This is a genomic window from Streptomyces sp. NBC_00210 (genome assembly GCF_045160975.1).
Classification (GTDB): domain Bacteria; phylum Actinomycetota; class Actinomycetes; order Streptomycetales; family Streptomycetaceae; genus Streptomyces.
In genome coordinates this window covers 8,103,105-8,117,083 of record NZ_CP108120.1, presented here as the reverse complement: position 1 = coordinate 8,117,083, position 13,979 = coordinate 8,103,105, and the positions used below count along the sequence as shown (strand labels likewise).

The window sequence follows — 13,979 nt, the reverse complement described above, 5'->3', positions numbered from 1 at the left end:
CCCGGCCCGCGTCCTTGCCCGGGCCGCCGCACCTGCCCAGCGCGTGGCTCCCGCTCTGCTCCGGCTTACTCCTCGCCGATCGGCGTGCCCTGGTGGAAGTACATCCGCCAGCCTTCCGAGGTCCAGCGCCAAAGCGAGCTCCGGCGCGCCCGGCGTCCGCCCGAGTCGGACACGTACGTCAACTGGACGAGGCCGGGAGCCAGCAGCTTCCCGACCAGTTCGCTGACCGCGGTGGTGGTCACCGGCTCGCCCGGAGCGGGCGTGATCGCGGCCAGAATCGTCTTGCGGTCCCAGCGCCGACCCGATGCCCCGAATTCGAAGAACTCCGGGTCCAGCAGCTCAAGGACCAGGTCGGGTGAGTCACGCACCGCGGGATCGAGGAGCCGCAGCTCCCTCTCGACGACGGCATCGACGGCCTGCTCCTCCTGGTCAGTCATGCCGGGAGCCTAACTCCCTGCGTCGGCGAGCCCGGGCAGACGTGCGCGGTCGACCTTCCCGCTCGCCGTGTGCGCCAGCCGCTCGGTGACGACGATCCTGGCCGGGATCAGATGGCGGGGGCTGCGCGGGCGCATGAAGGCCAGAATGTCGCCGGGCAGCTGGGCGGCATCGCTCCCGGGCGCGCCGACGACGTAGGCGACCAGGCTGGTCAGGCCGTCGAGGTTCTGACCGGTGACCGCCACGGCGGCCACGTGCGGGTGCTCCGAGATCAGTGCCTCGGCCTCGCCCGGATCCACCCGGATGCCCGCGACCTTGAGCTGATGGTCGGCGCGGCCCTCGTGGAGAAGGACGCCTCCGTCCAAGCGGCGCACCAGGTCTCCGGTACGGAAGAAGCGCACGGGTCCTGCCGGTGTGCCGAGGACGAGGAACTTCTCCGCGGTCGCGGTGGGCAGCCCCTGGTAGCCGAGGGCCACCGAGTCCCCGCCGATCAGCAACTCGCCGTCGCCACCCAGGCGTTCGACGACATGCGGCAGCGGGCCGCCGATCGGCACCCGCTCGCCGGCGAGGTCCGCCGCGGCGAGCGGCCCGTACAGGTCCACGGCGTGGGTGACCAGGGTCGTTTCGGTACAGCCGTAGGTGTTCACGAGCCGTACGTCCGCAGTGTCCAGGGCCCGCCAGTCGGCCAGCCGGGCGGGGTGGGCTGCCTCGCCGCCGATGACGACGATCCGCAGCGACGGGGGCAGTGACTGCCGCTCGCGGATCAGATGGCGTACCCATTCGTGCCAGTAGGCGGTGGGCAGATCCACGACGCTGATCCGTTGCCGGTCGATCACGTCGAGGAACCGGGCGAATGAGCCCGCGTGCGCCGCGTGATCGAAGACGAGCGCGGCGCCGGTGGTCAGCGCGGGCAGGATCTCCTCGAAGCAGGTGTCCCAGTTGAGGGACGCGAACTGGAGCACGCGGTCTCCGTCGTTGAGCCCGAGGAACTGCCCAAGGGAGCTCACGGCGGCGGCGATGGCGCGCCGCGGCGTCACGACCGGCTTGGGTGCTCCGGTGGAACCTGAGGTGAACAGGATGTAAGCCGGTTCGTCCGGTTCGCCGATGTCGGACGGCTGCCCCGCCGGGCTCGTGTCCCGGCCACTCGTGTCACAGCCGTCGCTCATGTTCCGGATGTCGATGGCAGGCACTCCGGACAGCAGCGTCGGCCCGTCGCCGGTGGCGATGACGACTCGGCAGCCCGCCGCGCGGGCCAGGGCATCGCGGCGCTCGGCGGGATACTGCGGGTCGATCGGGCAGTACGTCCCGCCCGCGGCGAGCACGCCCAGCAGCGCGACAACGGTGCTCGCCGTCCGGGTGGCCGCGACGGCGACCGTGCCGGGGCCGGGACCGAGCCGCGCAGCGACACCGGTGACCAGCGTGTCGAGGGTGCGGTAGTCCATCGCCGTCCCGTCGTGCACGATCGCCGTCCGGTCGGGATGCTGCCTGGCCGCCTGTCGGAAGGCATCGACGACATCGAGGGCCGTGGGGCCCGTGGGCGCTGTGGACATGGGTGTTGCTGCCTTTCCGGTGCGGGGTGAGGTGTGGCGTACGGACAGGGCCGCGACGTGAGGACGTCAGGCATGCACGGTGGCCACAGCACGCCGTTGTCGCGCCCACCACTCGCGCCCCTCGCTGCCGAGGGTCTGCACCGGGTCGTAGTAGTGATGGCGCCGCCCGAGCGCGAGGGGATCGTCCTGCTCCAGCGCGGTGCGGTAGTTCTTCGTCCAGGAGGAGATGCCGCGCTCCCGGTCGTACTCCTCGCTCTGGTGCACCCACCGCTTGCCGACGAAGGGCACATCGCAGACGAGCCGGGGCGTGGCGAAGCCGGGCAGATATCCCATGATCGCCTGCTGCAGGTCCTGGGCCTCGTGGAGGGCGAGCCGCCAGTGTTCCCCGTGCGGAATCAGGTCGCAGAGATAGAAGTAGTACGGCAGGACGCCCGCTCCGTCGAGGAGCGCGAAACACAGATCGAGCAGCTGTGTCGCCGAGTCGTTCACGCCGCGCAGCAGCACGCCCTGGTTGCGTACGTCGCGTACGCCGAGGTCGAGCATCGCCCTGGCCGCCTCGGCGTTGAGCGGGGTGACCTGCTGGGCGGCGTTGACATGCGTGTGGACGGCGAGGGCGACGCCCCGGTCGCGCGCGGTCTTCGCAAGCCGCTCGACGCAGCCGCGCGCCTCGCTCGTCAGCCAGTGCTGGGGCAGATCCATCAGCGCCTTCGACGCGAGCCGGATGTCCCGTACATGGTCGATGTCCAGAAGGGCCATCAGGAATTCTTCAAGCCTCGGCCAGGACACATTCGCGATATCGCCGCCCGACACCACGACATCGCGCACGGCAGGGGTTTCAGCGATATAGCGGAGCATCGCACTCAGCCGGTCCGGCTGCCGCGCCGAGAATTTCAGTTTCGTCACCTGCACAGTGGAATTCCCGACGAGATCCATGCGGGTGCAGTGCCCGCAGTACTGCGGGCAGGTGGAGACGAGTTCCGCCAGGACTTTCGTCGGATAGCGATGGGTGAGTCCTTCCACCGCCCACATGTCGGCCTCATGGAGGGAGTCACGAGAGGCGTACGGATGTGAGGGCCACTCGGGATCCCGGTCGAAGAAGACAGGCAGCATATGGCGGCGGACCGGGTCGGCATACATCCCATCGGCATCGGGGACTGCCCCCGGGACCATGGTGTTGAGCACATAGGGCGGCAGCAGCAGTGACATCGTGGCACGTTCCGCCTGGTCACGCTCGACGTCACGGTAGAAGGACTCCGGCAGCAACCCACCGTACACAGCGCGCAGTTGGCGCGTGTTCTTCACACAGTGCGCCCGCTGCCAGCGCGCATCCCGCCACTGCTGCGGGGTGACGTCCCGCCAGCCCGGGAGTCGTTTCCAGTCCGGTTCCACGAGTTCTCGGCGCATATAGGAATACGGCTGGTGCGGCATGATCATCCCCCTGCCCGGTTTCCCCTCTCCTGGGGGACGGGTATGAACGTAGCCCGGGGTGAGTGCTTCAACGCAGTCGCCATCGAGGATTTCCGGGGCAGTTTGCTGTCAATGGCAGCAACCGGACAGTGCGGCACGAATGTTGAGGCTGCCGGCTCTCTTCGATGCGGTGCTAGCGTGGCCCGTCGCAGGGAATTGCGCAGCGCCGCTCACGACCTCGCGGCCCCATTCCCTTTTCACTGTTTCGACAAGTCTCCAGGGGGCGGGCATGTCTGGTTCTGAGCTCGAAGGGTGGCCGGCGTCGACCGCGCAGACCGGGATCTGGTTCGCGCAGCAGCTCGCCCCGCAGAGTCCGGCCCATACGGTCGCCCACTTCGTGGAGATCCGCGGATCGCTCGATCCTCTGCTGTTCGAGGTGGCGGTCCGTCAGGGCGTGTGCGAGACCGAGGCGATGAACGTGCGGTTCGTCGCGGACGGTGAGGGCGGTCTGTCCCAGCTCGTCGAGCCGCTGGAGTTCTGGCCCTTCCCGCAACTGGACCTGCGCACGGATGCCGATCCGCAGGCGGCCGCCGAGGCCTGGATGCGGGCTGATCTCGCAGTGCCGCTGGATCTGGTGAACGGCCCTGTGTTCTCCATGGCGCTGCTCAGGACCGGTCCCGACCGGTTCCTCTGGTACCAGCGCTGTCATCACATCGCGATGGACGGCTACGCGGGGACGCTGCTGACCAAGCGGGTCGCCGCGATCTACACCGCACAGGTGGACGGCACTTCGGCGGACGAGGGCACCTTCGGATCGCTGCGACTGCTGCTTGAGGAAGACGCGGCGTACCGAAGCTCGCAGAGCCACGCCGAGGACCGGCGCTACTGGGCCGAGCGGTTGGCAGGTCACCCCCGGGCCGTCGGCTTCCCCGGCACCGGCAGTGGCACCGGCACCGGCGAGGTCGGCGGTCTCGGCTTCATCCGGCAGAGCGTCGAGGTCGGCGCCGACCCGGCAGCCCGGCTGAAGCAACTCGCCGCTGCGGCCGGCACCAGTGTGGCGGGCATCCTGATCGCTTCACTCGCCGGAGTGCTCCAACGCTTCACCGACGCAGAAGAGTTGACGCTCGCGCTGCCCGTAACCGGCCGCACCAGCCGTGCCGCCCGGTCCATTCCCGGTATGGCGTCCAATGTGCTGCCGCTGCTTCTGTCGGCCGGTCCGCAGACAACCCAGCGGGAACTTGTCCGGCAGGTGACCCGCGAGGTACGCCAAGCGCTGCGGCACCAGCGCTACCGGTACGAGGAGATCCGCCACGACCTCGGGCTGACCGGCCGGCACGACCGGCTCACCGGACCGTCGATCAACATCATGATGTTCGACGGCGAGCAGGCGTTCGCCGGCCTGCCGTCCACTGTGCACAACCTCACCAACGGCCGCATCGACGACCTCGACATCATGGTCTACGGATCGGGGGGCCTGGTCACCCGTATCGACTTCAACGCCAGTCCCGAGCGGTACGGGCCCGACGATGTCACTGCCGTGCGGGAGGCATTCCTCTCCTGGCTGGACTCCGCCGCCACGCTCGGCCCCGACGCGCCGCTCGGCAGCCTGAAGGTGACGGGCGCGGACGAGCGGAACTGGGTTCCGCTGTCCGCTCCCCAGCCCGAGCCGGTGGCCATCTCCCAGGACGGGGCTGCGCAGCCCCGTGCGGAGGTCCGGCCGGGGGTTCCCGTACGCGGAGCGCGGGGCACGGGACGCGGGCCGCGGGGCCCGGAGGAGGAGATCCTGTGCGGACTGTGCACCGAGCTCCTGGGCGCGAAGCGGGTCACGCCCGACGACAACTTCTTCGATCTCGGCGGCCACTCGCTGCTCGCGATACGCCTGATCGGTCGGGTGCGTGCGGCCCTCGGCGTCGAGCTGGACATCCGGGATGTCTTCGAGGCACCGACGGTGGCCGCCCTCGCCGCGTTGGTATGTGACGCGCACGAGGCACGTCCGCGGCTGCGGGCGGCGGAACGCCCCGAGACCGTGCCACTGTCGGCCGCCCAGCGAAGGCTGTGGTTCCTCAGCCGGGGCGACGCCGAGCGGGCGACGTACAACATGCCCATGGCCCTGCGGATCAGCGGCGAACTGAACCGGGCGGCCCTCGCCGAAGCGCTGGCCGATGTGATCGCCCGCCATGAGAGCCTGCGTACGGTCTTCCCGGACGTCGAGGGCGAGCCCCGGCAGGAGATACGCGCCCGGGCCCGCCCCCGGTTCGCGATCTCGACGACCACCGAGGACGAGCTGACCGCGGTCCTGGCGGAACTCGCGGCGGTCGGCTTCGATCTGTCGGCAGACCTTCCCCTGCGCGCCCATCTGCTGGAGCTCTCGCCCACCGAACATGTGCTGCTGCTTGTCGTCCATCACATCGCGATGGACGGCTGGTCGGCGGCGCCGCTCGCCACCGATCTGGCTCGGGCGTTCGCGGCGCGGTGCAGGGGCACGGCGCCGACATGGGAGCCCCTGCCCGTGCAGTACGCCGACTACACGCTCTGGCAGCGGGAGCTACTCGGCGAAGAGGACGACCCCAGCAGCCTGGGCGCACGTCAACTCGCCTACTGGGCCGACTCGCTGGCGGGCCTGCCGCCCGAGCTGCGGCTGCCAGCCGACCGGCCGCGGCCCACCACGGCCAGTCACCGGGGAGCCGTCACCCCCCTGGAGATCGCCCCGGAGACCCATCGCCGCATCCAGGAGCTGGCCCACCGGAGCGGCACGAGCGTCTTCATGGTCGTACACGCGGCACTCTCGGCACTGCTGTCGCGCCTGGGTGCGGGAGACGACATCGCCATCGGGACCCCGGTCGCGGGACGCGCCGACGAAGCGCTCGACGATCTGGTCGGGTTCTTCGTCAACACGCTCGTGCTGCGAACCGATGTGTCAGGTGCGCCGACGTTCACCGAACTGCTCGAGCGCGTACGGGACATCGACCTCGCGGTGTACGCGCACCAGGATCTGCCCTTCGACCAGCTGGTGGAGGCGCTGAACCCGGAGCGCTCCCCCGGCCGCCACCCCCTCTTCCAGGTGATGCTCGCCCTGCAGAACAACACCGGCGTACGGGCCCACCTGCCCAATCTGGATGTGGTGTTCGAGCACGTCGCGCCGGGGTCCGCCAAGTTCGACCTTGCCTTCGAGCTCACCGAGCGGGTGGCGGAGGACGGAAGTCCGCAGGGGCTCAGCGGTTCGGTGGAGTACGCCCTGGATCTCTTCGACGAAGAGTCCGCCGTTGCGCTCGTACGCCGTCTGGAACGCTTCCTCGCCAACGCCGTCGCCGCGCCCGACACTCCTGTGCACGAGTTGGACATCCTCGATCGCTCCGAACGCCACCGCATCCTCCACCAGTGGAGCGGTGCCCCCCGCGAGGATCGGCCGGAGACGGTTCCGGAGCTGTTCCGTGCTCAGGTGGCGAAGACCCCGGACGCAACCGCGCTCCGCTTCGAGCGCGAGAACGTGAGCTACGCCGAGCTGAATTGCCGGACCAACCGGCTGGCGGCCGAACTGATCGGACGTGGCGTCGGTCCCGGCCAGGTGGTGGCTCTTCTGCTGCCCCGCTCGGTCGACTTGGTCGTGGCCCTGCTGGCCGCGGTGAAGGCAGGGGCGGCGTTTCTGCCCGTGGATCCGGCCCATCCAGCGGCCCGGATAGCCCAGCTGCTGGGCGACGCATCACCCACGCTCGTACTGACGGTGTCGGAGCAGGCGGCAGGCGTACCCGAGGCGCCCGCGGGGGTGCTGGTCCTGGACGCGCCCGACACGGTGGCGGCCGTGACCGCCCGCAGCGCCGACGATCCGGGCGACGCGCGGCGCGTACGCCCCTTGTCGCCGCTGGACACCGCCTACGTCATCTACACCTCAGGTTCCACCGGCCGCCCCAAGGGGGTGCTGGTCCCCCATGCGGGCATCGGCACCATGGCCCACTCTCTGGCGGCGCGGTCCGGGATCGACGCCGGCAGCAGACTCCTTCAATTCGCCTCGCCCTCCTTCGACGCGGCCGTGGCGGAGGTGATGATGTGTCTGCTGACGGGGGCGACCCTGGTCCTCGCGCCCGCGGAGCGGCTCATGCTCGGCCCGGCGCTCGTGGACCTGGTTCAGGAGCAGCGAATCACCCATCTGCTGCTGGTGCCGAGCGCGCTCGCCGCCCTGTCCGACGAGGACGAACTGCCCGGCGATGTCTCGCTGGTGCTCGCGGGTGAGGCGCTGTCACCGGAGCTCGCCGCACGCTTCTCGGACGGGCGGCGGCTCGTGAACGCGTACGGCCCGACCGAAGTGACCGTCTGCGCGACCACCAGCCTGCCCGGGTCCCCCGCCGTCCAGGGGGCGCCGCCGATCGGGCGGCCGCTGCCCGGCACGCGGGTGTATGTGCTGGATGCAGCTCTGCGGCCGGTGCCGGTCGGGGTGCCCGGCGAGTTGTACGTCGCGGGATCGGGGGTGGCTCGCGGCTATCGGGGCAGGCCGGGGCTGACGGCCCAGCGGTTTGTCGCGGACCCGTTCGGGGAGCCGGGGAGCCGGATGTACCGCACCGGCGACCTCGTGCGGTGGCAGCGCGGCGGGGACCTGGAATTCCTCGGACGCACGGATGAGCAGGTGAAGATCCGGGGCTTCCGCATCGAGCCGGGCGAGGTCGAGGCCGTGCTGGCCGGTCATCCGGCGGTGTCCCAGGTCGCCGTGCTCGTACGGGAGGACCGGCCGGGCGACAAGCGGCTGGTGGCGTACGCGGTCCCGGCGCGCAGCCGGGCGACGGACAGCACAGCAGCGATCGATGCGGAGCTGTTGCACGTCGCGCAGGGTCGCCTGCCGTCGTATCTGGTGCCCTCCGCCGTTGTGGTTCTCGAAGCGCTGCCGTTGCTGCCCAGCGGAAAACTCGACCGGCACAGCCTTCCCGCGCCGCAGGAGGGGTCGTCGAGCGACGGGCGTGCGCCGAGCACGCGCGAGGAGCGCGTCCTGTGCGCGCTGTTCACGGAGATCCTGGGTGTCGACGAGGTCGGTATCGACGACAGCTTCTTCGCTCTGGGCGGCCACTCGCTGCGGGCGATGCGGCTCATCGGCCGGATCCGTGCCGAGCTGGGGGCGGAACTCACCATCCGTACGCTCTTCGAGAACCCGACCGTGGCAGAGCTCGCGCCGCTGGTGACCGCACCGCCCGCCGTCACGAGGGTGCCCGTGCGGATGCGCGAGCGGCCCGAGCGGATACCTCTGTCGTCGGGCCAGCGGCGGCTGTGGTTCGTCAACCGGCTGGAGGGCGGAAGCGCCACCTACAACATGCCCATGGCGCTGAGGCTGAGCGGCACGCTGGACCGGGTGGCGCTGGAGCGGGCGCTGGGGGATGTGGTGGCGCGGCACGAGAGCCTGCGCACTCGCTTCCCCGACATGGACGGGGAGCCGTATCAGCAGATCCTGGCGCCGGAGCAGGCGGCGATCCGGCTGCCGGTATCGGCGGTCACCGAGGAGACGCTTGCCGACGCGCTGGAGGCGGCCGCGGGACGCGGGTTCGATCTGGCGGATCAACTGCCCGTGCGAACACAGCTGTTCGCAGTCTCGCCGACCGAGCATGTGCTCCTCATCGTGGTGCATCACATCGCCGGTGACGGCTGGTCGTACCGACCGTTCCTGGCAGATCTCGAGCGGGCGTTCGCGGCACGTTGCGAGGGTTCGCCGCCGGGGTGGGAGCCGCTGCCGGTGCAGTACGCCGACTACACACTCTGGCAACAGGATCTGGCACAGAATGTGACAGATCATCATCTTGCCCACTGGGCCGAAGCGTTGGACGGACTGCCGCCGGAACTGCGGCTACCCGCCGACCGGCCGCGGCCGGCCGTGGCCTCCTACCGGGGAGCCGTCACCCCGCTGACCGTCGACGCCGCCACGCATCAGCGTATCCATGATGTCGCTCACCGGACCGGCGCCAGCGTCTTCATGGTCGTCCAGGCGGCGCTGGCCGCGCTGCTCTCCCGACTCGGCGCGGGCGAGGACATCCCCATCGGCACGCCCGTCGCAGGGCGCAGCGACGATTCCCTCGACGAGCTCGTCGGTTTCTTCGTCAACACACTCGTCCTGCGCACCGATCTCTCCGGCGAACCGACCTTCACCGAAGTGCTGCGACGCGTACGGGAAGCCGATCTCGCGGCATACGCGCATCAGGATCTGCCCTTCGACCAGCTGGTCGAAGCACTCAACCCGGAGCGCTCACCCGGCCGCCACCCCCTCTTCCAGGTCATGCTGGCTCTCCAGAACGGTTCGCAGAGCCGGCCCCGACTGCGTGACCTGGAGGTGGCGTTCGAAACGGTCGACTCGCGAACGGCGAAGTTCGATCTGCTGCTGGATGTGCGCGAGTGCTTCTCGGAGGGCGGCGCTCCGGCGGGGCTGACCGGGTGGCTGGAGTACGCCTCGGACCTGTTCGACGCCCCGACCGCCACCGCCCTCGCCCGTCGGCTGGAACGCTTCCTCGCCACGGCGGTGGCCACACCCGATCTGCCGGTGCACCGCATCGACGTCCTCGAGCCGGGCGAGCACCGCATGTACAGCTGCACACCCGCCGCGTTCCCGCCCGCCACCCTCCCTGAACTCTTCCGGGCGCAGGCCGCCAGGACCCCCGCTGCGCCCGCCCTCACCTGGGGTGGCAGCACCCTCACCTACCGCGAGCTGAACGGGCGTGCGAACCGGCTGGCCCGGCTGCTGCTCGCGCATGGCGCGGGTCCCGAGCGGCTGGTGGCCGTCGCCCTGCCCCGGTCGGCCGACCTGGTGGTGGCGCTGCTCGCCGTGGTCAAGGCGGGCGCGGCCTATCTCCCGATCGACCCCGAGTACCCGCCCGAGCGCGTCGCTTTCATGCTCGACGACGCACGCCCGGCGCTCGTGCTCAGCACGGCGGCCGCACGGACGCCCGGGACCGCCGCAGTGCTCCTCGATGATCCCGACGTGGTCTCGCAGCTCGCCCGTACGCCGGACACTGAGCTCACGGAAGCCGAGCTGCCCGAGCGCCTGACGCCGCAGCATCCCGCGTACGTCATCTACACCTCCGGCTCGACCGGGCGGCCGAAGGGTGTCGTGATTCCGCACGCGAATGTGGCCCGGCTGTTCGCCGCGACGGACCACTGGTTCCGCTTCGGTCCTGATGACGTGTGGACGCTGTTCCACTCCTACGCCTTCGACTTCTCGGTCTGGGAGCTGTGGGGGCCGCTGCTGCACGGCGGACGGCTGGTGGTGGTCGACCACGAGGTGAGCCGCTCTCCCGTCGACTTCCTGGGGCTCCTCGTACGCGAGGGTGTGACGGTGCTGAACCAGACCCCGTCGGCCTTCCACCAGTTGGCGCAGGCCGACCGCGACCACCCGGAGCTCAGCCGTCAACTGACGCTGCGCCACGTCGTGTTCGGCGGCGAGGCACTGGACCTCGGTCGTCTCGCCGACTGGTACACCCGGCACCCGGACGACTCCCCCACGCTGGTGAACATGTACGGCATCACCGAGACCACCGTGCACGTCAGCCATCTGACGCTGGACGCGGCGACCGTCGCCGGGCGGCCGGGGAGCCTGATCGGGCGCGGCATCCCCGACCTGCGGGTCCATGTGCTCGACCGGTGGCTTCAGCCGGTGCCGCCCGGCACGCCCGGTGAGCTGTACGTCGCGGGGGCAGGACTCGCGCGCGGCTATCTGCGTCGTCCAGGGCTGACCGCGGGGCGGTTCGTGGCCGATCCGTTCGGCGAGCCGGGGACCCGGATGTACCGGACGGGCGACCTGGCGCGGTGGCGCGAGGACGGCACGCTGGAATACCTGGGGCGCGGAGACGACCAGGTGAAGGTCCGCGGGTTCCGGATCGAGCCGGGCGAGGTGGAGGCGGCGCTGCGCGGCTGCGCGGGCGTCGCGGACGCGGCGGTGCTGGTGCGTACGGACGCGGTGGGCGACGCCCGGCTGGTCGCCTATGTGGTGGCCGATCCGGGGGCGCAGCCCGCGCCCGCGGAGCTGCGCAAGGCACTGGGTGAGGAACTGCCACCGTGGATGCTGCCCCAGGCGTACGTCATGGTCGGGGCGATCCCGCTGACGCGGAACGGGAAGCTGGACCGTGCGGCTCTGCCGGACCCCGCGTCGAACGCCGTGCCCGGCCGGGTCGTCGCCGAACCGAGAAACGCCCTGGAACGACTGATCACCAAGGTGTGGCGCACGCTCCTCGACGTCCCCGAAGTCGGCATCGACGACGACTTCTTCGCGCTGGGAGGAGACTCCTTCAAGGCGGTGCGGATCGCCCGCCGCATCGACCCGGAACTGCCGGTGATCGAACTGTTCAAGCACCCCACTCCGCGCGCGCTCGCGACGTATCTGCAGGGCGGACGCACCGATGCGGAACGCGATGGCGGCTGGCTGCACCGGCTGACCCCCGACCGCGCCGGCGCCCCCGGACTGAGCCTGGTGTGCGTGCCGTACGGCGGGGGCAGCGCCTTGGCCTACCAGCCCCTCGCGCGGCACCTGCCGGACCATCTGGCGCTGTGGGGGGTTTCGTTGCCGGGCAGCGATCCGGCGGAGCGTGATATCCCGCCCGTTCAGTGGGAGGAGGCGGCGGACGAGCTCGCGCGGCAGATCGGCGCGACCGTGCCCGGACCGTTCGCGCTGTACGGGCACTGCGCGGGCACGGTCCTGGCCGTGGAGCTGGCGCGCCGACTGGAGCAGCGGGGTGTTGGGCCCGTGGCCGTATATCTCGGCGCCGCGCTTCCCGAGGAGGGCTCCGCAGAGCCCCTGTCCGGTTCGGACGCCGAACTGGAGGCATTTCTGAGGTCGTTGGGCGGGTTCGACGGCGCACTGGACCCCTATGACACGGAGGGAGCCGTACGGCTGGTGCGGCACGACATGCTCCAGGCCGCCGCGATGCACGCCCGCTCCCGCCTCGATCCGACACCACGTCCGCAGGTCCCGGTGTGCGTCGTGGTGGGCGACGGCGACCCGCTCACCGAGGGGCATGAGGAGCGCTACCGGGACTGGGAGCGTTCGGCCGGCCCCGCGGAACTGGAGGTGCTCCCCGGGGCCGGGCACTACTTCGTCAAACACCGGGCAGCCGAGCTCGCCGCGCTCATCGCCGCGCGCCACCCCGCCGCTCCGGGAGACGCCCATGTATGACGTGATCGTGGTGGGCGCGCGCGTCGCGGGTGCATCCACCGCCCTGCTGCTCGCCCGAGCCGGTTACCGGGTGCTCGTGCTCGAAAGGTCGGTGTTCCCGCGCGACACCCTCTCCACCCTGTACATCCACCAGCCGGGCGTGGCACTTCTCGCCCGCTGGGGTGTTCTCGACACGGTGGCCGCCAGCGGGTGCCCGCGGCTGGACCGGGTGTCGTACGAGGTGGCGGATGTACGTCTGGAGGGCTGTGCGCGGCCGGTGGACGGCAGGCGGGAGGCGTACGCGCCACGCCGCATGGTGCTCGACATGATTCTGGTCGAAGCGGCGGTCGCGGCGGGTGCGGAGTTCCGGGACGGCTGCGCTGTGGAGGATCTGCTCTTCGACGACGACGGCGGGGTCAGTGGCGTCCGCTGCCGCGGCAGCGGATCCGTCACGACGGAGGAACGCGCCCTGCTCGTCGTCGGCGCGGACGGCATGCGCTCACTGGTCGCCGACCGGGTACGGGCCGCGACGCTGCTCCGGGACCCGCAGCTGACCTGCGCGTACTACACGTACTGGGAAGGGGTCTCGGAGCACTTCGAGCTGTTCGAGGCCCCGGGCCGCTGGGTCGGCGCGATCCCCACGCATGACGGGGCGACGCTGATCGGCGCCTATCTCCCGCAGTCGGAGTTCGCGCGGGTGCGTGCGGACGCGCTGCCCGCGTATCTGCAAGCCGTTCGCTCCACGGCACCCGCTCTCGGCGAGCGGCTTTCGGGCCTGCGCCCGCTGGAGAAGCTGTACGGGACGGGCGATCAGCGCAACTTCTTCCGGCAGGCCTCCGGCCCCGGTTGGGCGCTGGTCGGCGACTCGGCGCACCACAAGGACTCGATCACCGCCCGCGGGATCACCGACGCCTTCCGTCAGGCGCAGTCGCTGGCGGATGCCCTCGGCGGGCAGCTGCACGCTCCGGCCCGGCGGACTGCGGCACTTGAGCAATACGCCGCGGGGCAGAAGGAGTTGTTCATCGACGACTACCACAGCACCCTGACGGTGGCGGCGCTGGAGCTCCACGAGGACCGTCTTGCGATGCTCCGTGCCGTCGCCACCAGTGCGGATCTGCGGGAGCGGTACTTCTCTTCGGTGGCCGGTGTCTGTGCGGTCGAGGAGCTGTACACCCCCGAGCTGCTGGGGATGCTCTACGGCTGACGGCGCATCACTCCGCATCAAAAGGGGCAGTGTGTCAGAAGGGAAGCACCCTGCCCGACGGAGTCCGCAGGTCCAGATCGCGTGCGGGCTTCTGACGCACGGGTTTGCGGATACGGATCTGAGGAGCCTTGGCCATCGCACTCACCCTCTCGCTCACTCACGGCGCCGAAGAGAATCGCACCATCGCACAACGGGCTCCAGCCTTGCTAGTGATGCAATACAGCGACGCGGGCGACGCCGTGGCCGACGCCCCCGCAGAGAGCCGGACGGC

At 70.5% G+C, this 13,979-nt stretch carries 5 protein-coding genes; 2 read left to right on the top strand and 3 right to left on the bottom strand.

Going from position 1 to position 13,979, the window contains the following annotated elements; all coding sequences use genetic code 11:
- Nucleotides 1-65: 65 nt before the first annotated feature.
- The 3 genes from OG729_RS36515 to OG729_RS36505 form a co-directional block, all read right to left on the bottom strand.
- Nucleotides 66-437: a nuclear transport factor 2 family protein gene (locus OG729_RS36515; protein ID WP_360868574.1), complete on the bottom strand. Its 372-nt coding sequence runs from the start codon at nt 435-437 to the stop codon at nt 66-68.
- A gap of 9 nt (nt 438-446) precedes the next feature.
- Nucleotides 447-1,985, bottom strand: coding sequence for an amino acid adenylation domain-containing protein (locus tag OG729_RS36510; RefSeq protein WP_405810302.1), 1,539 nt, complete (start codon nt 1,983-1,985; stop codon nt 447-449).
- Nucleotides 1,986-2,051: 66 nt separating this feature from the next.
- Nucleotides 2,052-3,413, bottom strand: coding sequence for a KamA family radical SAM protein (locus OG729_RS36505; RefSeq protein ID WP_405810301.1), 1,362 nt, complete (start codon nt 3,411-3,413; stop codon nt 2,052-2,054).
- 268 nt (nt 3,414-3,681) lie between these two features.
- Between OG729_RS36505 and OG729_RS36500 the strand changes: the two genes are divergently transcribed.
- Nucleotides 3,682-12,525: an amino acid adenylation domain-containing protein gene (locus tag OG729_RS36500; RefSeq protein ID WP_405810299.1), complete on the top strand. Its 8,844-nt coding sequence runs from the start codon at nt 3,682-3,684 to the stop codon at nt 12,523-12,525.
- A complete protein-coding gene (locus OG729_RS36495; RefSeq protein ID WP_405810298.1) occupies nt 12,518-13,708 on the top strand; it encodes an NAD(P)/FAD-dependent oxidoreductase in 1,191 nt (396 codons plus the stop codon). The genes OG729_RS36500 and OG729_RS36495 overlap by 8 nt, the downstream gene beginning before the upstream one ends.
- Nucleotides 13,709-13,979: the final 271 nt, after the last annotated feature.

Coding starts and splice junctions, on each gene's coding strand:
- OG729_RS36515 (WP_360868574.1), bottom strand. CDS start 437: ATGACTGACCAGGAGGAGCAGGCCGTCGATGCCGTCGTCGAGAGGGAG.
- OG729_RS36500 (WP_405810299.1), top strand. CDS start 3,682: ATGTCTGGTTCTGAGCTCGAAGGGTGGCCGGCGTCGACCGCGCAGACC.
- OG729_RS36495 (WP_405810298.1), top strand. CDS start 12,518: ATGTATGACGTGATCGTGGTGGGCGCGCGCGTCGCGGGTGCATCCACC.
- OG729_RS36505 (WP_405810301.1), bottom strand. CDS start 3,413: ATGCCGCACCAGCCGTATTCCTATATGCGCCGAGAACTCGTGGAACCG.
- OG729_RS36510 (WP_405810302.1), bottom strand. CDS start 1,985: ATGTCCACAGCGCCCACGGGCCCCACGGCCCTCGATGTCGTCGATGCC.